At 67.3% G+C, this 24,888-nt stretch carries 21 protein-coding genes; 18 read left to right on the top strand and 3 right to left on the bottom strand.

Annotated features, from left to right (window positions below; genetic code table 11):
* Positions 1-15: 15 nt before the first annotated feature.
* Positions 16-762, bottom strand: coding sequence for a GntR family transcriptional regulator (locus tag EFAMC1_RS04930; RefSeq protein ID WP_154053201.1), 747 nt, complete (start codon positions 760-762; stop codon positions 16-18).
* 793 nt (positions 763-1,555) lie between these two features.
* Between EFAMC1_RS04930 and EFAMC1_RS04925 the strand changes: the two genes are divergently transcribed.
* The 4 genes from EFAMC1_RS04925 (at position 1,556) to EFAMC1_RS04910 (ending at position 5,970) form a co-directional block, all read left to right on the top strand.
* Complete coding sequence (locus EFAMC1_RS04925; RefSeq protein ID WP_154053200.1) at positions 1,556-2,284, top strand: GntR family transcriptional regulator; 729 nt, start codon at positions 1,556-1,558, stop codon at positions 2,282-2,284.
* A 92-nt stretch (positions 2,285-2,376) separates the two neighbouring features.
* Positions 2,377-3,543 (top strand): SIS domain-containing protein, encoded by a 1,167-nt coding sequence (locus tag EFAMC1_RS04920; RefSeq protein WP_154053199.1) that lies wholly within the window; start codon positions 2,377-2,379, stop codon positions 3,541-3,543.
* A 174-nt stretch (positions 3,544-3,717) separates the two neighbouring features.
* Positions 3,718-4,896 carry an N-acetylglucosamine-6-phosphate deacetylase gene (gene nagA, locus EFAMC1_RS04915; protein ID WP_154053198.1) on the top strand — a complete coding sequence of 393 codons (1,179 nt, stop codon included), beginning with the start codon at positions 3,718-3,720 and terminating at the stop codon, positions 4,894-4,896.
* 123 nt (positions 4,897-5,019) lie between these two features.
* Positions 5,020-5,970, top strand: a complete 951-nt coding sequence (locus EFAMC1_RS04910) for an ROK family protein (protein WP_154053197.1) — start codon at positions 5,020-5,022, stop codon at positions 5,968-5,970.
* Positions 5,971-6,355: 385 nt separating this feature from the next.
* On the opposite strand, the gene EFAMC1_RS04905 is transcribed toward EFAMC1_RS04910, so the two are convergent.
* On the bottom strand, positions 6,356-9,004 hold the full coding sequence (locus tag EFAMC1_RS04905; protein ID WP_154053196.1) for a transglutaminase-like domain-containing protein: 2,649 nt from the start codon (positions 9,002-9,004) through the stop codon (positions 6,356-6,358).
* A gap of 130 nt (positions 9,005-9,134) precedes the next feature.
* Positions 9,135-10,460, bottom strand: coding sequence for an alpha-L-fucosidase (locus EFAMC1_RS04900; protein WP_154053195.1), 1,326 nt, complete (start codon positions 10,458-10,460; stop codon positions 9,135-9,137).
* A gap of 286 nt (positions 10,461-10,746) precedes the next feature.
* Between EFAMC1_RS04900 and EFAMC1_RS04895 the strand changes: the two genes are divergently transcribed.
* From EFAMC1_RS04895 to pheS, 14 genes are all read left to right on the top strand, one after another.
* A complete protein-coding gene (locus tag EFAMC1_RS04895; protein WP_154053194.1) occupies positions 10,747-12,438 on the top strand; it encodes an ABC transporter substrate-binding protein in 1,692 nt (563 codons plus the stop codon).
* 131 nt (positions 12,439-12,569) lie between these two features.
* Complete coding sequence (locus EFAMC1_RS04890; protein ID WP_154053193.1) at positions 12,570-13,490, top strand: ABC transporter permease; 921 nt, start codon at positions 12,570-12,572, stop codon at positions 13,488-13,490.
* Positions 13,491-13,503: 13 nt separating this feature from the next.
* Positions 13,504-14,412: an ABC transporter permease gene (locus EFAMC1_RS04885; RefSeq protein ID WP_154053192.1), complete on the top strand. Its 909-nt coding sequence runs from the start codon at positions 13,504-13,506 to the stop codon at positions 14,410-14,412.
* Between the two features lie 9 nt (positions 14,413-14,421).
* Entirely contained in the window at positions 14,422-15,420 is a 999-nt protein-coding gene (locus tag EFAMC1_RS04880) for an ABC transporter ATP-binding protein (RefSeq protein WP_154053191.1), read from the top strand.
* Positions 15,413-16,390 (top strand): ABC transporter ATP-binding protein, encoded by a 978-nt coding sequence (locus tag EFAMC1_RS04875; protein ID WP_154053190.1) that lies wholly within the window; start codon positions 15,413-15,415, stop codon positions 16,388-16,390. The genes EFAMC1_RS04880 and EFAMC1_RS04875 overlap by 8 nt, the downstream gene beginning before the upstream one ends.
* Before the next feature lie 24 nt (positions 16,391-16,414).
* Positions 16,415-17,467, top strand: coding sequence for a LacI family DNA-binding transcriptional regulator (locus EFAMC1_RS04870; protein ID WP_187324570.1), 1,053 nt, complete (start codon positions 16,415-16,417; stop codon positions 17,465-17,467).
* Between the two features lie 262 nt (positions 17,468-17,729).
* On the top strand, positions 17,730-18,521 hold the full coding sequence (locus EFAMC1_RS04865; RefSeq protein WP_154053188.1) for a PTS mannose/fructose/sorbose/N-acetylgalactosamine transporter subunit IIC: 792 nt from the start codon (positions 17,730-17,732) through the stop codon (positions 18,519-18,521).
* Entirely contained in the window at positions 18,508-19,323 is an 816-nt protein-coding gene (locus EFAMC1_RS04860; protein WP_154053187.1) for a PTS system mannose/fructose/sorbose family transporter subunit IID, read from the top strand. The genes EFAMC1_RS04865 and EFAMC1_RS04860 overlap by 14 nt, the downstream gene beginning before the upstream one ends.
* A gap of 28 nt (positions 19,324-19,351) precedes the next feature.
* Positions 19,352-19,858: a PTS system mannose/fructose/N-acetylgalactosamine-transporter subunit IIB gene (locus tag EFAMC1_RS04855; protein WP_222838649.1), complete on the top strand. Its 507-nt coding sequence runs from the start codon at positions 19,352-19,354 to the stop codon at positions 19,856-19,858.
* 125 nt (positions 19,859-19,983) lie between these two features.
* Entirely contained in the window at positions 19,984-20,277 is a 294-nt protein-coding gene (locus EFAMC1_RS04850; RefSeq protein WP_261981775.1) for an SIS domain-containing protein, read from the top strand.
* Between the two features lie 9 nt (positions 20,278-20,286).
* On the top strand, positions 20,287-21,465 hold the full coding sequence (locus tag EFAMC1_RS04845; protein ID WP_154053186.1) for a hypothetical protein: 1,179 nt from the start codon (positions 20,287-20,289) through the stop codon (positions 21,463-21,465).
* A gap of 233 nt (positions 21,466-21,698) precedes the next feature.
* Entirely contained in the window at positions 21,699-22,127 is a 429-nt protein-coding gene (locus EFAMC1_RS04840; protein WP_154053185.1) for a PTS sugar transporter subunit IIA, read from the top strand.
* 112 nt (positions 22,128-22,239) lie between these two features.
* Positions 22,240-23,256: a LacI family DNA-binding transcriptional regulator gene (locus EFAMC1_RS04835; protein ID WP_187324569.1), complete on the top strand. Its 1,017-nt coding sequence runs from the start codon at positions 22,240-22,242 to the stop codon at positions 23,254-23,256.
* Positions 23,257-23,761: 505 nt separating this feature from the next.
* The gene (gene pheS / locus EFAMC1_RS04830; RefSeq protein ID WP_154053183.1) at positions 23,762-24,838 is read left to right on the top strand and encodes a phenylalanine--tRNA ligase subunit alpha; all 1,077 of its coding nucleotides are present in this window, start codon (positions 23,762-23,764) and stop codon (positions 24,836-24,838) included.
* Positions 24,839-24,888: the final 50 nt, after the last annotated feature.

Raw genomic sequence — 24,888 nt, 5'->3', positions numbered from 1 at the left:
ATGCGTGAGCAGCCGTTATATGAGCGCCGTCGGATTGCTGGGTGCCGCCGCCGTCCTGCCGCGCGTCACGAACTCGATCTTGAAGTACTCCCAACGCTTGTAGGCGATGACGTCCTCCACCGCGCGTCCCGAGGCGAGCGTGGTGAGCTTGTGCTGGTAGACCGTGGGCGTCTGCTCGTCGATGCCGAGCAGGGCCGCGGGCTCGGGCGGGGTGGGGAAGGTGACCTCGTCGGTCTCGGTGGCGTGCTCCTCGTAGAGGTGCAGGCCAAAGTCCTCGCGCAGGCGGCGGTAGATCGAGTCGTAGTAGTCGGGCGCGGTGTCGTCCTTGATGTAGCGGCTGGGTATGTGGGAGTGCGAGACGAGGAACGGCGTCTCGTCCACGTAGCGAACCCGCAGGATGTCGTGATAGCCCTCGCCGGGCTCGAGGCCCAGGCGCTCGCGCACGGCCGGGTCGTCGCCGGGCTTTGCCGAGACGACCCGCACACTCTCGCGGTCGAGGTGGCCGGCGAAGGTCTCGATGTCGGTGAGCTCCACGAGCTGGCGCTTGCGCGAGCGCGACACGAAGGTGCCCTTGCCCTGCTTGCGCACGAGGTATCCCATGCTCACGAGGTCGCGCAGCGCCCGCACCACGGTGATGGAGCTCACGTCGTAGCGGGCGAGGAGCTCCGCCTCGCTGTGGAAGCGGTCTCCGTACTCGAACTTGCCGCTCTCGATCTCGTCTTTGAGCTCCTGCTCGATGAGCAGGTACTTGGGGATTCTCATGGCTTGGCCGATCGACGGCGTCCGGCAAATGGTCCCGGACAACTTGATATATGTACTTATTTGAAACAAGTATATGCAGCTAAAGTGCTATTTCTTACCGTGGGGTCAAAGTCACAACCTGCACATAGCCGGGGCTTTCTTTTGTGTGCGACGCATTCCCGCGGGGTTGTTCGTGGCGCTTTCTTGGTCGGGTGGTCCCTGCGCGCGCAGGGCAGGCTTGCGAGATGGGCTGCCGTGCCATTTTGTGCCTGACAGCTCCTGCGAACGGGGCGAAATCCGGCACATATGCGGCGGCCGAAAGGTCCCGATGCATAACTATCGAGCTTGCTGCAGTTCAAGCCCGGATGCCAAAGTAGACGGAATCGGACCGAGTCGGCTACCAGCGGTTTTGCAACCGCGATTGAGAGGTCTACTTTCCGTTCCCGAGTTCGACTGCAGCAAACTCGATAGTTTCTTTCTTGGGAAGCCGGCTCGGGGGATTTCGGGCCGTCCCGTTGGGCCTTGGGACGCTCTGGACGCGCTTCGAGGCGTATCCGGACGTGCTTCGGGACAAGCTGATGCGGCGTTTGGGCTCCCGGGATGGGTCCTTGACCCCCCCGGGATGGGTCCTTGGTCCTCGGCTGCGTGTTCTCTGCGAGCTCAAAGATGACCGTTCGGCGACTGGCGGAGAAGCAAAGTGATACGTGACGGCGAAAGGTGCCGTTTACCGGGTGATGGGAACCTATCGCCCCTTGCCTCTTGACGCAACAGGTATCTAACTGGTATTAAGGTAATGACCAGTTGAGGAGGTGCCGTGCCCACCAAGGCTCGCAAGCAGCCGCTCTACGACCAACTCGTGGACGTCCTGCGCGACAAGATCCAGAACGAGCTCAAGCCGGGCGACTTGCTTCCCTCCGAGCGCGAGCTCACGGAGCGCTACGGCCTCTCGCGCACCACCGTGCGCTTGGCCCTGCGCGAGCTCGAGAACTTGGGGCTGGTCGTGCGCCGGCATGGCAAGGGCACGTTCGTGGCCTCCGCGGAGACGCAGGCCACGAACCTCTCGCAGACCTACAGTTTCACCGAGCAGATGCGTGAGCTGGGGCGCGTTCCCACGACGGACATCCTCGAGTTCGGCCGCATCGAGGCCGACAAGTACCTTGCCAGCCATATGGGCCTGCGCATCGGCGACCCCGCGTTCGTCCTGCGCCGCCTGCGCTCGGCCGACGGCGTGCCCATGATGCTCGAGCGCACCTACCTGCCCGTCCGCCGCTTCCTGTCGCTCACCCGCGACCAGCTCGAGGGCGTGTCGCTCTACGACGTGATGGAGGGTGCCTTCCACGAGCGCATCCGCCTTGCGGAGGAGGAGTTCTCCGCGAGTATCGCGCGTCCTGAGGAGGCCCGCATCCTTGGCGTCAAGGAGGGCTCGCCGGCGCTCGACCTCGTGCGCACCACCACCAACGACGACGGCGAGGTGGTCGAGTTCACGCTCTCCGTTGCGCGGGCCGACCAGTTCAGGTACAAGGTCTCGCACTGGCGAGGCTAGGCTCTGCCGGCGGCTTGCCCGCCGTTTCCATATCAGCGGCCTGCGCACGCGCGCACGGCCACGGGCGGTACGCCGCCCAGAGAGGAGCAACTATGTTCGAGAAGAGCGTCGAGGAGCTCACGGCCATGGGGGCCAACATCACCACCGCCGAGATTCGCCAGCAGCCCGAGCTCTGGGAGGACACGCTCGGCATCTACCGCAGCAACCTGGCCAAGGTCGAGGAGTTCCTCGCCGAGGCCCGCGCCATGGCGAACGGCCGCCTCACGGTGATCTTCACCGGCGCTGGCACGTCCGACTACGTGGGCGACACCATCGCCCCCTACCTGCGCCGCCATGGTGACACCGACGCCTACGAGTTCAAGGCCGTCGCCACCACCGACCTCGTGAGCGCCCCGTACGACTTCCTGCGCGCCAAGGACCCCACGCTGCTGGTCTCGTTCGCGCGCTCGGGCAACAGTCCCGAGAGCCTCGCCGCCGTCGACGTGGTGCGTCAGGTCGTCGACGACGTGCGCTTCCTCAACGTCACCTGTGCGCCTGAGGGCCACCTCGCCGTGCAGTCGGCCGACGACCCGCACGCGCTTACGCTGCTCATCCCGCGCGCCAACGACAAGGGCTTTGCCATGACGGGCAGCTACTCATGCATGGCGCTGCTCGCCACGCTCATCTTCGATTCCGCCCCAGACGACGAGAAGGCGGCATGGGTGCGCGCTGCCTCCGAGATGGGTGCCGAGGTCATCGAGCGCGAGGACGAGGTCGCGGCCTTCCTCGCCGGCAACTACGACCGCGTGACCTACCTGGGCTCGGGCTCGTTCGGCGGGCTTGCCCAGGAGGCCCAGCTCAAGATCCTCGAGCTGGCGCACGGCCTCACGGCCACGTCGTTCGACACCTCGATGGGCTACCGCCACGGGCCCAAGAGCTTCGTGGACGACAAGACGCTCGTGTTCGTGTTCGTGAACAATGACGCCTACACGCGCCAGTACGACCTCGACATCCTGCACGAGATCGCTGGCGACGACATCGCGATGAAGACCGTGGCGGTGCAGCAGGCCGGCGCCACCGAGTTTGGCGGCGAGTCGTTCACCTTCGCCGGCCACGACGCGCTGCCCGAGGCCTACGCGGCGCTGCCGTTCGTGATGGTGGCCCAGGTGGTGAGCCTGCTCAACTCCGTGAAGGTGGGCAACACCCCCGACACCCCGAGCCCCACCGGCACCGTGAACCGCGTGGTGAAGGGCGTGACCATCCACTCGCTCGACGCGTAGCGGCCGGCCCTCGGCCGCGGGCCGACGGGGCCACGCCGCCTCGGCCAAGCCCCGTTTGGCTCCCGGAGCCTATCCGGGGACACCCAAGGCCGTTTGCGGGTACAACCAAGTCATACGCGACGCGCCCGCCCGAGCACCTGCGCCGGGCGGGCGCCCTTGACGAGAGGAGTCTGCATGAGCTCGTACGCAATCAAGGCGGACAAGTTCTTCCTGCCGGGCGGGGCCGTCAAAGGCGGTTTCCTCACGGTGTCCGACGGCAAATTCGGTGTGTGGTCCGCCGAGGCGCCCGAGGGCGTGGAGGTGCGCGACTACGCGGGCAGCTGGATTGCGCCGGGCATGGTCGACACGCACATCCACGGCTTCTATGGCCACGCCACCACCGACAACGACGCCGACGGCGTAAACGCCTCGAGCCTGGCGCTTGCCAAGCATGGCACCACCTCGTGGCTGCCCACCACCTTCACGCAGTCCGCCGACGACCTGGCCGAGTCCTGCGCGGCCATCGCCAAGGCCGACGACGCGCGCGGCGCCGACTTCCTGGGCGCCCGCATCCAGGGCATCTTCCTCGAGGGCCCGTTCTTCACCACCAAGCACGTGGGCGCGCAGAACCCCAAGTTCCTCATCGACCCGAGTGTCGAGGTGTTCGACCGATGGCAGAAGGCCTCGGAGAACCGCATCGTCAAGAGCGCCCTCGCGGCCGAGAAGCCGGGTGCCCTCGACTACATCGCCCAGCTCGACGCCAAGGGCATCGTGACGGCCATCGGCCACTCCGACGCCACCTATGACGAGGCGCTCGCCGCGGTGAACGCCGGCGCCACGTGCTTCGTGCACACCTACAACGGCATGCGCGGCCTGCACCACCGCGAGCCGGGCATCGTGGGCTGCGCCATGTCCACGCCCGACACCTACGCCGAGATCATCTGCGACGGCCGCCACGTGAAGCCCGCGGCCATCCGCGCGCTCGTCCAGGCCAAGGGCTGGCAGCACGTGGTGCTCATCACCGACTGCCTGGGCTGCGGCGGCCTGCCCGAGGGCAACTACATGAGCGGCGGCCTGCCGGTGGTGCTCGAGAACAACCTGTGCTACCTGCGCAACGAGGACGGCTCAAAGGGATCCATCGCGGGCTCGGTGCTCACGCTGGCGCGCGGCGTCAAGAACATGGTCGACTGGGAGATCGTCACGGCCGACCAGGCCATCCGCATGGCCACGGAGGTGCCGGCGCGCTCGGCGCACGTCGACGGCAAGTGCGGCTTCATCAGGCCGGGCCGCGACGCCGACTTCGTGGTCTTCGACCCCGAGCTCAACCTCAGGGAGACCTACGTGGGCGGCGTCTCGGTGGGCTCTGCCGAGTAGCGAGCGTTTGGGCACGCGGGCCGAGGCGTCACGGGCGTCTCGGCCCGCGTTGCTATCATGGCGATACGGAAGCGCGGGCGTGCGGGTACGTGGCGTCCCGCGATGCGGAAGGAAGGAGCCCGGATGGGCACGAAGCTCTACGTTGGCCTCGACATCGGGGGCACGACGGTCAAGGTGGGGGTGTTCTCGGAGGCGGGGGAGCGCCTGGGCAAGCTGGCCGTTCCCACGCCGCCGCTCGTCGACGAGAAGGGCTACGGGGCGGTGACGGACGGCATCTCGCAGCTGGCCGCCTCGCTCGAGGCCGCTGCGGATGACGTGCGCGGCATCGGCCTCGCTGTGCCGGCCCCCGTTCCGGCCGACGGCAACGTCCAGATCGTGGCCAACATGGACCTGGACCTCCTGGGCCTTAAGGCCGCGCTCGAGGTCGCGTTTGCCGGTGCCACGGTCGCCTACGTGAACGACGCCAACGCGGCCGCGCTGGGCGAGCTCTGGCAGGGCGGTGCGTGCGGCCTCAAGAGCTGCGTGCTCATCACGCTGGGCACGGGTGTGGGCGGAGGCGTGGTCGTGGACGGCAAGGTGGTGGCCGGTGCCAACGGTGCCGCCGGCGAGATCGGCCACATCACCGTGAACCCGGTCGAGCCGCTCGAGTGCGGCTGCGGGCGCCGCGGCTGCCTCGAGCAGTACGCCTCGGCCAAGGGCATGGTGCGGGTCTACCGCGAGGAGTGCGCGCGCCTCGGCACCGAGCCGGTCGCGCTCTCCGGCGACACGGACACGCTCTCGCTCTTCGACGCCTACAAGGCCGGCGACGAGGCCGCGAAGGCCGCCGTCTCGCTCATGTGCGATCGCCTGGGCCTGGCCCTCTCGATCGCCTCGGGTGTGACCGACCCGGAGCGCTTCGTCATCGGCGGCGGCGTGGCGGGCGGCTTCGACCTCTTCAAGGACGAGCTCGCGGAGCGCTACCGCCACTACGTACTGGGCTGCTGTGCCGACACGCCCATCGTGGTGGCCGAGCTTGGCAACGACGCCGGGATCTACGGCGCCGCCTACGAGGGGCTCCTCGCCGCGCAGGCATAGGGGGTGCGTGGCGGGCGCGGGCTGTGTCGCGCCACGCAACTGCGAAATCGATTGGTGGGCGTGGCGCCTGCGAGCCTCCTTGCGGGCGCCACGCTTTTCTTGGCACTGCCACAGCTGACACGTATTTACGTATATATGACCTCATGAAGCCCACAAATGCTCCTATGCGTGCAAGCTACGTCGTGGTCGCTTACAGCTTGCACGTATATACACATTTGCGAACGGATGAGGACCGCAAATGCTCCCGTGCGTGCAAGCTCTTAATTCGAGCAGATGATGTGCGCAGGATATTTGGTCGAGAGGCATCCGGGTGCGCCAAAAAGAGGGCGAGCGCCCCGCCGCCGGGACGCTCGCCCTCACTATCTCGAGTAGTTCGCCCTCAAGCCTAGTCGCGGCGGATCGCGGCGAGGCGCAGGAGCAAATCGACCGTGCCCACGTTGTAGCCGGCCGTGGCATAGAGCGACTCGAGGCCGCCGTCCTTGCCCGGGGCAAGCAGCAGCGCCAGCGGCATGAGCTCGGGGTTGGCGTACGTGCGGCGGGCAAGGCGCTCGGGCAGCTCGGTGAAGTCGTCGTAGGCCACCGTGACCTCGGGCAGGGCCTTGAGGGTGCGCGTGAGCGTGGGGTCGGAGAGGACCGTGGCGTCGCGGGCCACGAGCGTGACCGAGAGCTCCGCGGCCCGCACGTCGTCGGCGCGCTCGCGCAGCTCGTTGAGCAGGTGCTCGGTGGGCTCCATGCCCTGCTCGACGAAGGCCAGGATGCCGCGACCGTTGCCGCCGAGCGTCGGCACGAGCGCCTTGCCCTTGCCGTCCGCGAGCTCGAACGCGGGTAGCTCGATGACGTTGAGCATGTCCTCGAGGCTTGGCTCGCGGTGGCGCAGCGCCAGCGCAAAGCCGTCGCCGTCGGCCGCGAGCCCCTCGGCGTGGCCGTCCGCGAGCGTGAAGACGAGCTCGCTTGCCTGCTGGTCGCCGCTCGGCAGGCGCGTCGTGGTGATCACGCGATACGTGCCGTCCTCGAGCTCGAGGTCAAGCCTGCCGTCCGTGAACGTGGACCCCGTGAGGTCAAGGTCGCGGAAGTCGACGGACTCGTGGCTGTTGGGCGCGAGGAAGGCCTCGAGCCGGCCGATGGACCACGACGTGAAGTAGGCGGGCGCGTTGGCGGGATCGGGGCAGGAGATGGTGACGCGGCTCGTCTTGGGCGCGCGCGGCTCCTCCACCGGCACGAAGCGGCCGCCCTCCATGAACTCGGGGTGGCTCGTCTCGGGGTTGAGGCGCGCGGCCACGCCCAGGGTGCGGCAGATGGCGACGAACGCGCAGCCCCTGGTGGCCGTGGCGGCGATGCCCGAGAGGATGACGCTCATCGGCGTGCCGATGGGGCGCGTGAGGCCCTCGCGGCCGTCGAAGCGACAGCAGCCCTCAAGCCAGCCCCAGACCTCGCGCGGCTGCTCGGCAAAGCGCAGGCGCTGTTCGAGCGGCAGATGGGCGAGGATGTAGGGACGCCAGTCGCTCAGATCCTCGTAGCTCGAGCGCGGGCACATGACGGCCGAGACGTACGTCTCGTGCGCGGCCTTCTCGTCGAGGCCCTGCTCGCGCAGGCGATGCTCTGCTGCCTCGCGCACCTGGCGGGCGTGGGCGAGGTGGCTCTCGAGCATGGTGGCGCGCACGTCGCAGAAGTCCTTGTCGGTGAGCGTTCCGAGCATCTCGAGGCGGTCGGGCTCGTCGTCGAGGGAGAGGAAGCGCGCGATCTGGTCGGCGTTGGCGAAGGCGTGCTCGAAGGCGTGTCCGGCGGCGGGCCACCTCTTGGCGAGCTCGGCGGCGTGCGCCTGGAAGGCGCCCACGCGCGAGCGGCGCAGCTCGTCGGCGGCGGCCTTGCGCTCGCGGGTGCGGGCGGCCTGCTCGCTCGTCATGGCGTGCGAGGGCGCGGGGTTGTCGGCCGGCGCGGCCACGTCGATGTCGTGCCACTCGCCCAGCTCGGGCAGGGCCTGGGCGGGCTCGGAGAGCTCGAGCGTGGCCTCGTGGACGCTCCTCGTGTCCACGTTGACGGAGGCCACGAGGCCGTCCGCCGCCGCGTGCACGCGCAGGGTGGCAAGGCCCAGCTGCAGCGTCACGTGGCCGCGCTCGTCGGTGAGCACGGTGGCAGCCGCACGCCAGGCGGCCATGTTGAGCACCTCGACCGAGACCGTGGCGCCACAGACGGGCTTGTCGTCCCGCGTGACCTCGATCTCGAGTGGCTGCGAGATGGCAAAGGAGTCGGTGACGTTGAGCAGCCGCGTGCTGCCCACGCTGCCCGAGTCCTGCTCGGTCACGGAGTCGTCGCGGTAGTCGGAGAACATGCGCGTCTCCTCCATGAGCGCGCGGCCGCTGGCGTTGGTGAACCAGCCGCGGTCAAGCTCCTCCTCCGGCTCGCAGGCGCCGAGGTAGTGCCAGCCGTCGCCCGTGAAGGCCTCGACCCAGGCGTGGTTGTCGTCGCAGTGGGCCCACCACGGCGTGTAGATCTGGCGCGCCGGGATGCCGATCGAGCGCAGCGCCGTCACGAGGAAGGTCGACTCCTCGCCGCAGCGGCCGTAGCCCGAGCCCAGCATCGCGAGCGGGTTGAGCGAGCGGTCGTCGGTGGTCTGGTAGGTGGCCATCTCGCAGCACCAGTAGTTCACCTCGCGCACGGCCTCGTAGGGGGTGAGCCCGGCCACGCGCTCCCTGAGCAGCCCCCAGAAGGTGGGGCGGCTGTCGAGCATGGGCTCGCTGTTGATGCGCGGGCACATCACGTAGTGCACGAACATGCCTTCGCCCAGCTCGCGCGTCCACGCCACGTCGCGGCGAAGCATGAGCGCGTGGCGCACGAACGACAGCAGCACCCGGGGCGCCACGTCGAGGCAGTCGGTGACGGGCAGCGTGCCGTAGAGGTAGCGAAGCAGCGTCGCCTCGTCCTCGTCGCCGGTTGCGGCGATGGCGGCGTCGGCCCGGTCGATGACGGGGCCGAGCAGCTCGCGGCGCGCCTCGTAGCGGTCGCGCGCGTAGTGGGAGAGCTTGGCAGAGAGCATGGTTTCCCTTCTTGGTCTCGTGTCGGCGCCCGGCCTTGCTCCCGGGCGCCCGGACATGCGGGTCTGGGCGTGGTCGACTCCTCGGACGGCCGATCCCTTGATGGCCGGCTCCTCGATGCGAGCGGAGATGCTAGCGGACCTTGACGGCCAGGACGGTGTCCACCGGGTCGGGCAGGACCGGGTCGGGGCCGAGGTTCGCGAACGCCACGTCAGGGTAGTCGCTGTGGACCCAGCTCGTCGAGAGGGGAACCTCGGTGCCGTCGGCGAGGCGCCTCATCGACACGATGCGATCCTTGGGCACGCCCACGAGCGGCAGTGGCCCGATCGCGTTCTCGTAGAGGTGGAAGTAGTAGGTGTCGCCACTCCTCGTGACGCGGCCGAAGTCGGGCTTGGCCAGCTCGCCGAGCGGGCCTCCCTCGACGCTGCCCGCGCCCCAGATGCTTGCGTGGTTGCGCCCCATCCACGCGCCGATTGCGCGCAGGCGCTCCACGGACGCCTCGGGGAAGCGCCCCGTGGCGTCGGGACCCACGTTCAAGATCATGTTGCCGCCCTTGGAGACGCACTCCACGAGCTTGCGGACGAGCATGTCGGCGGGCTTCCAGGCGTGGTCGGTGGCGCAGTAGCCCCAGTTGTTGTTCATGGTCACGCAGGCCTCCCACGCAAGCGGGCGGCCCTCCACGTCGTGCAGGCCCTGGGGCGGGATCATCTGCTCGGGGGTCACGAAGTCGCCGTGGTAGGGGGTGGGCCTGCAGGCGGCAAGCGAGCCGAAGCCCTCGCCCGAGACCTCGATGCGGTTGTTCACGATCACGTCGGGCTGGAGCTCGCGCACCATGCTCATGAGCTCGGTGCCGCCCCACTTCTCGCCGGTCATGTCGTCGTAGGAGAAGTCGAACCACAGAAGGTCGAGCTTGCCGTAGTTGGTGCACACCTCGCGCACCTGGCCGTGCATGAACTCGAGGTAGCGGTCCCAGTCTTTGCCCTCGTTGGCGCCGGCCACGGGGTCGTTGCGCAGCGGGGCCTGGCGGTCGCCGTACTGCGGGAAGTCGGGGTGGTGCCAGTCGATGAGCGAGAAGTAGAGGCCCACCTTGAGCCCCTCGGCGCGGCAGGCCTCGACGTACTCCGCCACGATGTCTCGCCCGAAGGGCGTGTTGGTGACCTTGTAGTCGGAGAGCTGCGTGTCATAGAGGCAGAAGCCGTCGTGGTGCTTGGCGGTGAGCACCACGTAGCGCATGCCCGCCTCGCGCGCCATCCTGGCCCAGGCGCGCGCGTCGAAGGCATAGGGATCGAACTCGTCGAAGAAGGGCTGGTACTGCTCGACGGTGAGCTCCTCGGTGCTTCTCACCCACTCGCCCCGCGCGGGGATGGAGTAGAGCCCGAAGTGGATGAACATGCCAAAGCGGGCCTCGCGCCACCAGGCCATGCGCCTCTCGTAGCGCTCGCGGTCGAACTCGTACATGCGGCTCCTTTCGCCATCGTGCGTACCGTCTGCCGGGGCAGGGCCACCGTCTGCCGTGCCGGGGCGGCCCCATCCTCGGGTTCGTGTTAAGCCACCATTACATTACCTGTGCCCGATGTTAGCGGCAGGTAATTGAAACGTTATGATATCGCCCAAACAGGCGGGGGAGCCGACGGAGTGGCCAAACGGTCGAGTCGGGTCGCTCGCAGGTGCCACGAGGCTTTCCGGCACCGGGGGCGGGATGCGGCAGGGCCCGCGTCCCTACAAAGCGAAGGGGGACTTCGTCATGCACAAGAACGAGAATCGAGGCGTCAGCCGCAGGACCTTCCTGAAGGGCTCCGCCGCAGGCGCGGCACTGCTCGGCCTTGGCCTGGTCGGCTGCGGTGGCGGCTCCAACCAGGGTGCCACCACGCAGCAGGCCTCGACCGGCTCTGCCGCCACGGCCGACGCCGACGGCTTCATCGTCAAGGCGTCCAAGACCGACGGCAAGTCCTCCGACAACGACCTCGTGGTCGCCATTGAGGGCCACATGTCGGTCCTGCACCCGATGAACTGGTCCGACGGCAACGACGGCAACGTCGTGAACGCCGTCTACGAGCCGCTCGTCAAGCTTGACGACGCCAACCAGAACGCCATCCTTCCCTGGCTGGCCACCAAGTGGGAGGTCTCCGACGACGCCCTCACCTACACCTTCCACCTGCGCGAGGGCGTGAAGTTCACCGACGGCTCGACGCTCAACGCCAAGCTCGTCTGCGACAACTGCGACTACACCACCAACGTCGCCAACAAGTTCCGTCGTCGCCGCATGTTCGTCATCTCCAACGAGGACGGCTCCGAGACGCCGCGCATCGCCAGCTGGAAGGCCGTCGACGACATGACCGTCGCCTTCACCCTGGCCGCGCCTTGGTCGCCGTTCCTGACCCGTATGTCCCAGTTCTACATCCTGGGCGCCAAGGCCGTCGCCGACCCCACGCTCGACCTCAACCAGCAGTCCTACGGCTCGGGCCCCTTCATGCTCAAGGAGTGGGTCAGCTCCGACCACACCACCGTCGTCCCCAACCCCGACTTCTGGGGCGACAAGAAGCCGTCGGTCGACTCCGTCACCTTCCGCGAGATGCCCGAGGCGGGCGCCCGCATCGCGGCCCTGCAGACCGGCGAGGTCGACTTCGCCTACCCGACGCCGTCCGACCAGATCGAGACGATCCGCAGCGCCGGTGACGTCAACATGAAGGCCCAGAAGTCGGTCGTCATGCGCTACGTCACGCTCAACGTGAACATCGACGGCCTCAAGGAGGAGAAGGTCCGCCAGGCCATCAACTACGCCGTGGACAAGAACGCCTGGACGCAGGTCATGTACTCCGGCTTCGCCGACGTGGCCAAGTCCTGCATCCCCGAGCCGGTCTCCGGCTTCAAGGAGCAGACGCCCTACGACGTCGACCTCGGCAAGGCCAAGAGCCTCATGAAGGAGGCCGGCTACGAGAACGGCTTCGACGTGACGCTGTGGTGCGACTCCTCCACGCAGGAGCAGAAGGGCGGCACCTTCATCATGCAGCAGCTGCAGCAGATCGGCATCAACGTCGACGTGCAGCCGATGGAGGCCGCCACGGTCGCCGACAAGGTGGCGCTGCCCGAGGGCGAGAACGAGGTCCAGATGTGGTACGTCAACTGGTCCCAGAACGACGCCGACGGCTACATGCGCTCGCTGCTTGACTCCGCCAGCGTCCCGCCCGTCGCCTACAACACCGCCTTCTGGAAGAACGCCGAGTTCGACCAGGAGCTCGACGCCGGCAACGCCGCCGCCAGCACCGACGAGCAGAACCAGCACTACGGCAAGGCGCAGGACATCGCCTGGCAGGCCTGCCCCTGGATCTTCCTCGGCTCGGACAACCTGCTCTTCTCCTACAAGGACTACGTGTCCGGCATCAAGATGACCTCGGACTCCACGATCGACATCTCCGAGGCCGCGCTCGAGCACTAGGAAACAAGCTCGGCGCCCTGGCGCCGAGAGGGGTGCCGGCCGGGGCTTGTCGGCACCCCAGGCATTTTCAGAGGGGGAGGTCGCCTTCTCGGGCGGCTTCCCCCGCTTCGCGACGATGGTGAGGGGGAGGGATGGGACGTTACTTCGTAAAGCGGATCCTCAGCATGATTCCGCTGTTGTTCGTCATCTCCATTCTCGTGTTCATGTTCATTCACTGGATTCCCGGTGACCCGGCGAGGATCATTGCCGGCAAGGACGCAAAGGTTGGAGACATTGAGCTCATCCGCCAGCAGCTGGGTCTCGACAAGCCACTGCTGACGCAGTACGTGACGTGGCTGGGCGACCTGCTTCACGGTAACTTCGGCGAGTCGTTCAAGAACCACCAGAGCGTGCAGTCGCTCGTCGTTCCTCGCCTGCCCATCACCATCTACCTCACGATCTGCTCCATCACCTGGTCTGCCATCATCGGCATCTTCCTGGGCGTCATCTCCGCGGTGAAGCGAGGCAAGCCGCTCGACCTCGTGTGCATGGTAGTCGCCATCTCGGGCATCTCGGTGCCGAGCTTCTGGCTGGGCCTCGAGCTCATGCAGCTCTTCAGCGTGGGCCTGGGCTGGCTGCCCACCGGCGGCGTCGACGACTGGCGCGGCTACATCATGCCCTCGCTTGCCATGGGCGCGGGCATCATGGCCATCCTCGCCCGCGTGACCCGCTCGTCGATGCTCGAGAACCTCAACAAGGACTACATCCGCACGGCGCGCGCCAAGGGCCTGCCCGAGGGCAAGGTCATCATGCGCCACGCGTTCAAGAACTCCTCGATCGACGTCGTGACGGTGGCGGCCCTGCAGATCGGCGCCCTCATCGCCGGCTCGGTCATCATCGAGACGGTGTTCTCGATCCCGGGTCTGGGACGCCTCTTGGTCGACTCGATCAACACGCGAGACTACCAGGTGGTGCAGACGTTGATCTTGTTCTTCTCGTTGGAGTACATGGTCATCAACCTGCTCGCCGACATCCTGTACGGCGTCATCAACCCGCGCGTTCGCTACGAGTAGAGGAGGGAGCCACATGACTGATCAGAGCAAGACGGGCCAGGCCCCCGCCAGCGAGTTCGCAGCGGGCGAGGAGCTGCCCAAGGCGCAGAGCCGCGCCAAGGTGTTCGTCAAGAAGTTCATGCGCAGGAAGACGGCCGTGGCCGGCCTGCTGTTCCTGGTGCTCGTCGTCATCATCGCCATCACGGCGCGCGCCTGGATCCCGTACGACCCCAACGCCTACGACTACAGCGCCCTGTACTCCGGGCCCACGGCGCGCCACCTCTGGGGCACCGACGAGTTTGGCCGCGACGTTTTCAGCCGCCTCATGGCCGGCACGAGCCTTTCGCTGTCCACCGCCATCTCGGCCTCCGTGCTGGGCACCGCCGTCGGCGTGGTCTTCGGCCTCATCGCCGGCTTCTGCGGCGGCGTCGTCGACTCGGCCATCATGCGCGCCTGCGACGTGCTCTTCGCCTTCCCGGGCATCCTGCTTGCCATCGCCGTCGTGGCCATCCTGGGCCCCGGCATCCAGAACGTGATGATCGGCGTGGCCGTGGGTACGATGCCCACCTTCGCCCGCATCATCCGAGGCGCGGTGCTCGAGGTGCGCGGCGAGCTCTACGTGGAGGTGGCCCGCTCCATCGGGTGCAGCCCCCTGCGCATCATGTTCGTGCACATCTTCCCGGGCACGCTCCAGGCTCTCATCGTCAACTTCACGATGAACGTAGGCGGCGCCATCCTGTCCGCCTCGGGCCTGTCGTTCCTCGGCTTTGGCGCCAGCGTCACCGAGCCCGAGTGGGGCGCCATGCTCTCGAGCGGCCGCAACTACCTGGCCACGGCGCCGCACATGGTGCTCTTCCCGGGCCTGCTCATCTTCCTCACGGTGCTCGCGTTCAACCTCCTGGGCGACGGCCTGCGTGACACCCTCGACCCGAAGCTCAACTAGGGGGTACCCATGGCAAAGACACTGCTTGAGGTGAAGAACCTCAAAACCGAGTTCAGGCGCGACAAGAAGTCGTGGATCACGGCCGTGAACGGCGTCTCGTTCACGGTGAACGCCGGCGAGATCGTGGGCCTCGTGGGAGAGTCTGGCTGCGGCAAGTCCGTGACGTCGCTCTCCGTCATGCGCCTGCTCGACAAGGACTCGAGCCGCGTGACCGGCGAGGTGAGCTTCGAGGGAACCGACGTCCTGGGCCTCTCCGAGGGCGAGATGCAGTCCGTTCGCGGCAACGACATCTCGATGATCTTCCAGGAGCCGATGAACTCGCTCAACCCCATCATGCGCATCGGCGACCAGCTCGTCGAGGCCGTCCGGCTCCACAGCGACATGGACGAGAGGCAGGCGCACGAGCACGCGGCTGAGGCGCTCAAGAGCGTGGGCATCCCCGAGCCGGAGATGACGCTTGCGAGCTACCCGCACGAGCTCTCGGGCGGCATGTGCCAGCGCGTCATGATCGCCATGGCCATGAGCTGCGAGCCCAAGCTCCTCATCGCCGACGAGCCCACCACGGCCCTCGACGTGACCATCCAGGCCCAGATCCTGGCGCTCATGGAGCAGATTCGCGACCAGCGCAACACCGGCGTCCTCATGATCACCCACGACCTGGGCGTCGTGGCCGAGACCTGCAGCCGCGTCATCGTCATGTACGCGGGCAACATCGTGGAGGAGGCGCCGGTCGAGGAGCTGTTCGCCAACCCGCAGCACCCCTACACCCAGGGCCTCATCGCGAGCGTGCCGCGCCTCGGCAAGCGCGTGCGCAGGCTCCCGTCCATCCCGGGCTCCGTGCCCGACCTCGCGGCCATGCCCAAGGGCTGCCGCTTCGCCCCGCGCTGCAAGTACGCCCAACCCCAGTGCTGGGAGGGCCTGCCGCCCACGCACGAGGCCGGCCCCAACCACCGTTGTGCCTGTCTGTTCCGCATGAGCGAGAGGAAGGAGGCGCTCGCACATGACTGAGCCCCTGCTGTCCGTCAAGCACCTGACGAAGCGCTTCCCGGTGGGGAAGAGCTTCTTCGGGCGTCCGATCAAGTTCGTACACGCCACCAATGACGTCTCCTTCGACATCATGCCGGGCGAGACCTTCTCGATCGTGGGCGAGTCCGGCTGCGGCAAGTCCACCGTGAGCCGCCTCATCAACCGCCTCATCAAGCCCGATTCGGGCGAGATCTGGTTCGAGGGCAAGGAGCTCTCCAAGCTCTCCGACAAGCAGATGCGCCCGCTCAGGGCCGACATGCAGATGGTCTTTCAGGACCCGCACGGCTCGCTCAACCCGCGCATGAAGGTCCAGGACATCATCAGCGAGCCCCTGCTTGTGCACACCAAGATGAGCTCGGGCGAGCGCCTCAAGAAGGCCCAGGAGCTGCTGAGCGTCGTGGGCCTCTCCGCCGCGCACGGCGAGCGCTACCCGCACGAGTTCTCCGGCGGCCAGCGCCAGCGCATCGGCATCGCGCGTGCCCTGTCGGTGCAGCCCAAGCTCATCATCGCCGACGAGCCGGTGTCGGCCCTCGACGTGTCGATCCAGGCGCAGGTCCTGAACCTCATGCGGGACCTGCAGGAGCGGTACGACCTCACGTACCTGTTCATCTCGCACGACCTTTCCGTGGTGGAGATGATCTCGGACCGCATCGCCGTCATGTACCTGGGCTCGGTCATGGAGATGGCTCCCAACGAGGAGCTCTACAGCCACCCCGAGCACCCCTACACCCAGGCGCTGCTCTCGGCTGTGCCCGTGCCCGACCCCACGGTCAAGAAGAAGCACGTGCTGCTCCAGGGTGACCTGCCGAGCAACACCAAGCCGCCCACGGGGTGCCTCTTCCACACGCGCTGCCCGCACTGCACCGAGAAGTGCAAGACGGAGTGCCCCAAGATGCGCGAGATCCGTCCGGGCCACTTCGTGAAGTGCCACTACGACGGCCTGAAGCTCTGATAGCACATGGCACGAAGGGAGACCGTGCCCACCATCAAGGACGTCGCACGCATAGCCGGCGTCTCGGTGGGCACGGTCTCGCGCTATCTCAACGGGGGCCATGCCCGCTCGCAGAACGCCGAGCGCATCGATGCCGCCGTGTCCGCCCTGGGCTATAGGCCCAACGTCTTGGGCCGCTACCTCGTCACGGGAAGCCCGCGCACCGTGGGAGTGCTCGTGCCGAGGGCGGCCAACGTCTTTGCCGCGACCATACTCTCTGGCCTGCAGCTTGCCTTCGAGGAGGCGGGCTATGCCGTCGTGGTCATCGACTATCAGGCCTCGCCCGAGCTTCTGCGCAAGCGCATCTGGGGCCAGCTGCTCTCTGGCCGCGTTGACGGGCTCGTGGTGCTCACGAGCGAGCTCGCGCGCGACGAGTACGCCTTCCTGGCAGATGTCGACATCCCGCTCGTGGTGATAGACAACCCGCTCGATGCGCCGGGGGTGGACTCCGTCGTGGTCGACAACAGGAGCGCCTCGAGAAGGCTCGTGGGGGCCATGCTCGACGCGGGGCACGAGCGCGCGGGCCTCGTGGGCATGCGCTCCAACACACACGTGGCCAGGGAGCGCCGCCTGGGCTGGGAGGACGCCTACCGCGAGCGCGGGCTTGCCGTGCCGGAGAGCCTCGCCCTCGAGGCGGAGGCCACCAAGGACGCCGGCAGCGCGATGGCGAGCAGGCTCGTCTCGCGCGGCAGCGTGACGACCATCTTCGCCGCCAACTACTACCTGGCCCTGGGGTCGCTCTGCACGCTCGCGAGGCTGGGTCTCAGGGTGGGCGTCGACATCGGCTTCGCCACCTTTGACGACTATGGCTTCGGCGATGTCTTCGTGCCGGCGCTCAGCACGGTGCGCCAGCCTTCGGCCGAGATCGCGCGCACGGCGGCGGACCTGCTCGTGCGCAGGATCAAGGGCACTGACGACCGCCCCTCCCAGGTGTCGCTCGTGCAGGCCGAGGTGCGCGTGACCGACTCGGTGCGCGGCGGGCTTTGGGACGAGGCGCACCTGCTGTGGGCGGCCTGGAACAAGCCGCAAGCGGTTTAAATCAAATCCAGCGCCGCTCACGCCTGAAAACAAACCGTTCACCGCAAGAATTGAAACGGTTACAGACTAGATACATAGAACGTCGACAACCTCCATATACTAAATCCCGAATCCAGGGCCCGGATTCCCTGTGCTCGAGTGCCCGCCCTTGGCGGTGCAGCTGTGACGAGGCGCGGGTTGCTCCATGCCTGCAGTTTGTCGGTCCCGAGGGGGCCGACGGAAGTCCGGAGGGGCTTCGGAGGAAAGGGAAGGTGATAGGGGAATGCAAGCTTGGCAGATTCTGCTTCTGACTCTGTACTCTGCGTTTGCCATCTGGGATTCGCTGGGGCCAAACTTCTTCTTCGACAAGCCGGCCGTGGTCGGCTTCTTTGCTGGTCTCATCATGGGTGACGTGGCCACCGGCCTCTACGTGGGCGGTACGCTACAGCTGCTCGTCCTGGGCGTTGGCACCTATGGCGGATCCTCGATCCCCGACTACATGTCGGGCACGCTGATCGGCACCGCCTTCGCCGTCACGAGCGGCAGTACCGACATCGGCCTGGCCGTGGCCGTGCCTGCCGGCGTCCTGCTCGTCCAGTGCGACATCCTCGGCCGCTTCTGCAACACCGCGTTCCAGAACATGGCCGATGCCGGCGCCAAGGAGAAGAACTGGCACAAGGTCGAGATGGGCTGTCTGCTCGGCGTCATCCCCTGGTGCCTGTCCCGTGCCATCCCCGTGTTCCTGTGCCTCGTGCTTGGCCAGGGTCCCGTCCAGGCCGCCGCGAGCGCCGCTCCCGAGTGGCTCATCAACGGCTTCAAGCTCGTCTCCGGCATGCTTCCCGCCGTCGGTATCGCGATTCTTCTGCACTTCATGCCGCTCAAGCGCTTCTGGCCGTTCGCCCTCCTCGGCTTCGTGCTCGCTGCCTACATCAAGGTCCCGATGCTGGGCGTGGCCCTCTTCGGCCTCGTCTTCGCGGCCGTGAAGTACGCCGAGTTCACGCAGAAGCCGGTTGCCGCGCCCGTTGCCGCAGCGGCCTCGAGCACTGAGGGAGGTACCATCGATGACGACGAGTAACGAGAGCACCAAGCTTTCTCAGAAGACCCTCAACAGCGTCTTCTGGCGTTGGTTCCTGTGGGGCCAGATCGGCTGGAACTACGAGAAGATGCAGGGCTCCGGCTACTGCTTCTCGATGATGCCGGCCCTGAAGGAGATCTACAAGGGCGATGACGACGCCCTCCAGGAGGCCGTCGAGAACCACCTGCAGTTCTTCAACACGACGCCGCACACCGCGTTCGTGATCCTCGGCATCAACTGCGCCGTCGAGCCCGAGCTCAAGCTCTCCGGCAAGGAGGCTATCGCCGGCATCAAGACCGGCCTCATGGGCCCGTTCGCCGGTGTGGGCGACTCGATCTTCGGCGTCATCATCCCCACCATCTTTGGCTCCATCGCGGCCTACATGGCGCTGTCGGGCAACCCCGTGGGCTCGTTCATATGGATCATCGCCGGCGTGGTCACGGCCTTCATCCGTTGGTGGCTGTTCAAGCTCGGCTACACGCAGGGCCAGTCCGCCGTCGATACCATCGCCGAGAACATGAAGCCGATCACCGACGCAGCCGGCATCCTCGGCCTCGTGGTCGTGGGCGCTCTCATCTGCACGGTGGTCGCCGTCACGGCGCCGGGCACCTTCGCGATGGGCGACGTGAACCAGAAGGTCCAGGACCTGCTCGACGGCATCATGCCGGGCCTCCTGCCTCTGTGCGTCACCGCGTTCGTGTATTGGCTGCTCTCCAGGAAGGGTATGACCTCCAACAAGGCGATCGTCATCGTGATCGTCATCGGTCTGGTCCTGGGGTGCACCGGCATTCTCGCCAAGTAGTCCAGGAAGGGAAAGTAGGAGGTAGCACATGGCTAAGGATGAGTATGAGGGCATGCCCGGCGTCGTTGGCATCCGCATCGACGACCGTCTGATTCACGGGCAGGTTGTGGCCTATTGGTCCAATTCGCTCCAGCTCACGCGCATCATGGTCGCCAATGACGAGGTTGCCGTGGACGACATGCGCAAGACCGTTCTGAGGATGGCGGTCCCTGCTGGCATCAAGTCTTCGATCATCCCGGTCGAGCGTGCTGCCAAGCAGATCCTCGAGGGCAAGTATGCCGGCCAGCGCGTGTTCCTCATCGTGAACTCGCCGGCCGACATCCTGCGCCTCATTGACTACGGCCTGCCCATCAAGAAGTTCAACGTCGGCAACCTTGGCGGCAAGGAAGACACCAAGCCCATCAAGAAGTACGTCAACGTCACCGACGAGCAGATGAAGCAGTTTCGCGAGCTGCTTGACCGCGGCATCGAGATCACGACCCAGCTCGTGCCGCAGGACCCGGTCACGCACCTGACGGACTACCTCGACAAGTAGGCCTGCGCCCGCATCTGCGCGAGGCGCGTAAGCCCGTCCGGGACTCATGCTCGGACGGGCCTTCCCTTCAATGGGGAGAAACGGCGCATGAACAAGACCGCGGAGCGCTTCAAGGCCGAGATCCTGTGGAGGCTCGACGAGGTGACCGAGGGTCAGGACGAGGCCATCCACGAGGCCGCACGATCTTTGCCAACACCATCGAGCGCGGGGGCATCATCCGCGCCTTTGGCTTGGGCCACGCCTACGCCAACGCGCTCGAGATCTGCGGGCGCGCGGGCGGCTACATCCAGGCCCGCATCATCAACGAGCCGTCGCGCGGCATCCAGCCGCCGGTGTTCAAGAGCGCCAACATCGACGGCGGCCCCGAGTTCAACCAGCGGCTGCTCGACACGTTCAAGGACCGACTCGCGGAGTTTTAGGGGGATTGCATGGGCGTCACGCAGGTTGTGCGCACAAAGGCGGGGGACGGCTTCGAGACCTGGGACATCTCCCTGGCGGGAGCGGGGCTCGGCGGGGACGCGGCACCGTCCGAGGCGCTGCCGCTCGTCGACGAGGCGCTCGAGGCGGTGGGCGAGGAGCCGCTCTTCGTGCCCAAGGTCCTCTCCGTGGGCGAGGGTGGCATCAAGGCCTCGGTGTTTCCGATGCCCGTGGGCGAGATTGCCTCGTCGGCGCCTTTTCCGCTGGGTCCCGTCAAGCGCCCGCGCGTGAGCGACGCCGAGGTGGACGAGGGCGTGGCCCAGCTCGTGGCCGCGCACGGCACCTTCGCCACCGACATCTCGCGCACCCAGCCCCGCATGGGAGACACGGTGGTCATCGACGTCCAGGCCCGCGCGGCCGGCGGCAGGGTCGAGGACCTCTCGCGCACGCTCTCGCGTTTTCGCGTGGGGTCCGATGAGCTGCCGGGCAAGGTCACCACGCTGCTTCTGGGCATGCGGCTCAGGCAGTCGAGGCGCTGTGAGCTCTCGAAGGGCTGGCGCGTCAAGGGCGAGCTGGGCGACGGCGGGCGCTCCCGGGCCTGCGAGCTCAAGGTGACGCTGCGCGACATCCTGCGCCTCAAGGCGCCCGAGCTCACCGACGCCTGGGTGGCCGAGCACATGCCCAACGCGGGCAGCGTCAAGGGGCTGCGCGCCATCGTGCGGCGCACCCTCGAGGACGAGGCCGAGCGCAAGGCCCACGACGAGCTGCTCCAGCGCGCGGCGGCCCAGGCGGCCGGCCGCGTGACGAGACGCCCGGACCACGATGCCGTGGCCGCGATGGCGCAGTCGTCGATGGAGGGGCTGCTCGAGCAGGTGCACGGCGGCGGCTACACGCTGAGCGAGTACCTCACGTCTCGCCAGACCGACGAGGCGGGCCTGCGCCAGATGCTCGAGGCCCAGGCGTCCTCCGAGCTCTCGCGCCTTATGGCGCTCGACGCCATAGCCCGCGAGAACGCCCTCGAGCCCGCCGACGACGACTTTGCCCAGGCGGCCCGCTCGCTCGGGCAGGCGGGCATCGAGAGCCCGCGCGAGGCGCTCTCGGCGTCGCTCGGCCGCGTCTACGCCACGCAGCAGGCGCGGCGCGCGTGTGCCAACGAGTGGCTGCTCGAGCGACAGGGCCTGGGGAGGTAGCGCGGGTCCTTGCGGAGGGCGGGTTGGCTGGCAGGCGAGCGGATGGGCCATGCTCGCGCCCGTCTGCCGTCGCTGCCACTTGCGCGGTCTCAGCCTGTTACCTGCCGTCTGCCGAGACACCACCTACCGTTTGCAGACCCCGTCGCTTAAGTGATGGACCCACGACACATACTCAATCTTTGCTGACGCGGGCATATGCCCGTCCAGACATACCAACGACCAAGGAGGTCACCATGATCGGATTTCTTCTCACGGGCCACGGCGAGTTCGCGCCCGGCCTCGCAAGCGCGCTCGAGCTCGTCGCCGGCAAGCAGGAGGCGTTCAAGGTCGTGCCGTTCGACGTGGAGAAGGCCGCCGAGTACCCTGAGCTCCTCCACACCGAGATCGAGCAGCTGCGCGAACAGACCGACGCCGTGCTCGTCTTCGTCGACCTCCTGGGCGGCACGCCGTTCAACCAGGCCATGATCAACACGCAGTCGATCAACGATGTCAACGTCGTGACCGGCACCAACCTGCCCATGCTCATCGAGACGCTCTTCACGCGCAACTCCGACGCCTCGGCCACGCTCGACTCGCTTACCGAGTGCGCCATCGCGGCCGGCCAGAACGGCGTCGTCACGCGCAAGCTCGGTGCCGCCGCCTCCGACGAGGACGACGAGTAGGGACGCTCGCGCGTGCTGACGGGACTGCCTCCCCAGACGGCCCCGTCAGCGCGACAGGCCATGGGCGCGCGGCGTTCGCGCACCCTCGCACAATGGAATCGAGGTGATGACCGTGCCAACCATCAAGGACGTGGCGCTTCGCTCGGGCGTGTCCGTTGGCACGGTCTCGCGCTATCTCAACGGCGCGTCGGTCAAGGCCGGCAACCGCGAGGCCATCGAGGAGGCCGTGAGGGAGTTGGGCTACGTGCCCAACATCATGGGCCGCTCGCTCACGACCAAGCGCACCTACTCGGTGGGCGTACTCATCAGCAGTGCCGCCAACCCCTTCGTGGGTGCCCTCGTGGGCCTCATCGAGCGCGAGTTCGAGCGCCTGGGATACGCGTCCCTGTTCGTGGAGTACCAGGACGACGCGGAGCAGCTCCGCTCCAAGGTGGCCCACCTCGAGTCCCGCCAGGCCGACGGCCTCGTGGTGCTGCTCTCCGACCTCGCGCCCGCAAGCGTGTCGTTTCTGGGCGACGTGTCGGTGCCCCTCGTGCTCGCGGACAACTCGCTCGATGTCGCGAGCGTGGACTCGGTGGTGGTCGACAACCGCTCGAGCACGGAGTTCGTGGTGGGCCGGATGCTCGACGCGGGGCACAGGCGCGTGGGCGTGCTCGCCCTTCCGCAGGATACCTACGTGGGGCGCGAGCGCCTCGAGGGGTGGCGGGCGGCCTTCGCGGCGCGCGGCATCCCGTGCGACGAGACCCTTGCGCACGTGGGCCGGCCCACCAAGGCCGACGCCGCCCAGGGAACCGCAGAGCTGCTCGATGCGGGCGCCACGGCCATCTTTGCCTGCAACTACTACACCGAGCTTGGGGCGCTCCACGCCCTTGCGCGTCGCGGCCTCAGGCCCGGGGTCGACGTGGGCTTCGCCGGCTTCGACGCGCTCGAGTTTGGCGACGTGCTCTATCCCGAGGTCACGACCGTGGTGCAGCCCATCGCTGAGATGGCCCGCGCCATCGCCTCGATCCTCGTGGGGCGCATGGGGCAGGGGCTTGCCCCGGACGGCAGGCATGAGCTCACGTGCTCGGTCAGGATCACGGAGTCCATCAAGGGCAGCCTCGGGCGCGAGGTGGCGCCTGTCTCCTGAGGCGTGCGGCGGTGCGCTGCCTGCAGCGTTCTCTCGTCGTGGCGTCCCACGCCTTCCTCCCCTATCTCTGCACTGTCTTGTTCTCCACGTCACCCTCCTCCAGCATCGCCCCGCCCGATTGCGCTATGATGTCGAGCAATGCGTTGACGGAGAGGTTCGGGCGTCGCGCTGCCAGCGGACAAGAGATGGGGCTCACCGGCTGAGAGGTCCCTCCAAGGCAGACGCCCGGAGTTCACTCCCGAGCAGCGACCTCAACGGCGGCACGCCCGCCAAGTAGGGGAGCCGTCAGTTCCACGACACGGAACCAAGAGTGGGCCTGCCGGGCAGACAGCCGGCGGCCAAACAAGGTGGTACCGCGGACTCATCCGCCCTTGTGTGCGCTCAGGCGCAGACAAGGGCGGTTTTTCTTTGCGTGGGTGCGGTGCGCTCTGGCACGGACGGACGTGCCGTCGCATCCGCGCGGACGAGGCGGGCCAGGGGCTCGCGAACGAAAGGGGCAACAGGGATGGCAATCATCGACGACCTCAAGGCCATCGAGGCCGAGGCGGCCAAGGGCATCAGGGGGGCGACGGACCTCGGCGGACTCGACCAGATTCGCGTCGCCGTCACTGGCAAGAGGGGCTCGCTCACGGGACTGCTCCGCCAGATGGGCAAGCTCTCGCCGGAGGAGCGCCCGCAGGTGGGCAAGCTCGCCAACGAGGTGCGCGCCCGCGTGGAGGCGGCGCTCGAGCACCGTCGCCACGAGCTCGAGCATGCGGCCCTCGAGGCGCGCATCGCCGCCGACTCGGTGGACGTGACGCTGCCGGGCCGCGTGCCCAACGTGGGCTCCGAGCACCTCATCTCCCAGATCATCGAGGAGATGGAGCAGATCTTCTGCGGCATGGGCTACACCGTCGAGGACGGCCCCTACATCGAAACGAGCTACTACAACTTCACTGCGCTCAACGCCCCGCTCGACCACCCCAGCAGAAGCGCCCGTGACACCTTCTACGTCGAGGACAACAACCCCGGCTCGCTCGAGCACTCCGAGGTCCACGCCAATGGCGAGTCCGACATCCTGCTGCGCACCCAGACCTCCGGCGTGCAGGCACACACCATGGAGAAGCAGAAGCCGCCCATCTACATGATCTGCCCGGGCACGGTGTTCCGCCCCGACACCCCCGATGCCTGCCACCTGCCGCAGTTCAACCAGATCGAGGGCCTCGTCGTGGACGAGGGCATCACCTTCGGCGACCTCAAGGGCACGCTCGACTACTTCATCCGCGAGATGTTCGGCAAGGAGCGCGCCACGCGCTACCGCCCGCACTTCTTCCCGTTCACAGAGCCCAGCTGCGAGGTCGACGTCTCGTGCGGCGTCTGCGGGGGCAAGGGCTGCCGCTTCTGCAAGAACACCGGCTGGCTCGAGATCCTCGGCTGCGGCATGGTCGACCCCAACGTGCTCGACAACTGCGGCGTCGACCACGAGAAGTACACCGGCTTCGCCTTTGGCATCGGCGCCGAGCGCGTGGCGGCCCTGCGCTACAACCTCCCCGACCTCCGCATGCTCATGACGGGCGACGAACGGTTCCTCCGGCAATTCTGAGTCCGCATCTGGCGGGCCATCTGCACCTCAAGCTTCGGCTTGCGTACCAG

This window comes from Olsenella uli (assembly GCF_901212675.1).
Lineage (GTDB): Bacteria > Actinomycetota > Coriobacteriia > Coriobacteriales > Atopobiaceae > Parolsenella > Parolsenella uli_B.
Note: the sequence above shows the minus strand (reverse complement) of the source record. Positions and strands in the feature narration are given on the sequence as shown.

Excerpts from the sequence above, each read along its gene's own strand:
- EFAMC1_RS04880 (WP_154053191.1), top strand. The coding sequence starts at position 14,422 with ATGGCAAAGACACTGCTTGAGGTGAAGAACCTCAAAACCGAGTTCAGG.
- EFAMC1_RS04885 (WP_154053192.1), top strand. The coding sequence starts at position 13,504 with ATGACTGATCAGAGCAAGACGGGCCAGGCCCCCGCCAGCGAGTTCGCA.
- EFAMC1_RS04845 (WP_154053186.1), top strand. The coding sequence starts at position 20,287 with ATGGGCGTCACGCAGGTTGTGCGCACAAAGGCGGGGGACGGCTTCGAG.
- EFAMC1_RS04905 (WP_154053196.1), bottom strand. The coding sequence starts at position 9,004 with ATGCTCTCTGCCAAGCTCTCCCACTACGCGCGCGACCGCTACGAGGCG.
- pheS (WP_154053183.1), top strand. The coding sequence starts at position 23,762 with ATGGCAATCATCGACGACCTCAAGGCCATCGAGGCCGAGGCGGCCAAG.
- EFAMC1_RS04860 (WP_154053187.1), top strand. The coding sequence starts at position 18,508 with ATGACGACGAGTAACGAGAGCACCAAGCTTTCTCAGAAGACCCTCAAC.
- EFAMC1_RS04840 (WP_154053185.1), top strand. The coding sequence starts at position 21,699 with ATGATCGGATTTCTTCTCACGGGCCACGGCGAGTTCGCGCCCGGCCTC.
- EFAMC1_RS04855 (WP_222838649.1), top strand. The coding sequence starts at position 19,352 with ATGGCTAAGGATGAGTATGAGGGCATGCCCGGCGTCGTTGGCATCCGC.
- nagA (WP_154053198.1), top strand. The coding sequence starts at position 3,718 with ATGAGCTCGTACGCAATCAAGGCGGACAAGTTCTTCCTGCCGGGCGGG.
- EFAMC1_RS04895 (WP_154053194.1), top strand. The coding sequence starts at position 10,747 with ATGCACAAGAACGAGAATCGAGGCGTCAGCCGCAGGACCTTCCTGAAG.
- EFAMC1_RS04875 (WP_154053190.1), top strand. The coding sequence starts at position 15,413 with ATGACTGAGCCCCTGCTGTCCGTCAAGCACCTGACGAAGCGCTTCCCG.
- EFAMC1_RS04920 (WP_154053199.1), top strand. The coding sequence starts at position 2,377 with ATGTTCGAGAAGAGCGTCGAGGAGCTCACGGCCATGGGGGCCAACATC.
- EFAMC1_RS04910 (WP_154053197.1), top strand. The coding sequence starts at position 5,020 with ATGGGCACGAAGCTCTACGTTGGCCTCGACATCGGGGGCACGACGGTC.
- EFAMC1_RS04900 (WP_154053195.1), bottom strand. The coding sequence starts at position 10,460 with ATGTACGAGTTCGACCGCGAGCGCTACGAGAGGCGCATGGCCTGGTGG.
- EFAMC1_RS04930 (WP_154053201.1), bottom strand. The coding sequence starts at position 762 with ATGAGAATCCCCAAGTACCTGCTCATCGAGCAGGAGCTCAAAGACGAG.
- EFAMC1_RS04865 (WP_154053188.1), top strand. The coding sequence starts at position 17,730 with ATGCAAGCTTGGCAGATTCTGCTTCTGACTCTGTACTCTGCGTTTGCC.
- EFAMC1_RS04890 (WP_154053193.1), top strand. The coding sequence starts at position 12,570 with ATGGGACGTTACTTCGTAAAGCGGATCCTCAGCATGATTCCGCTGTTG.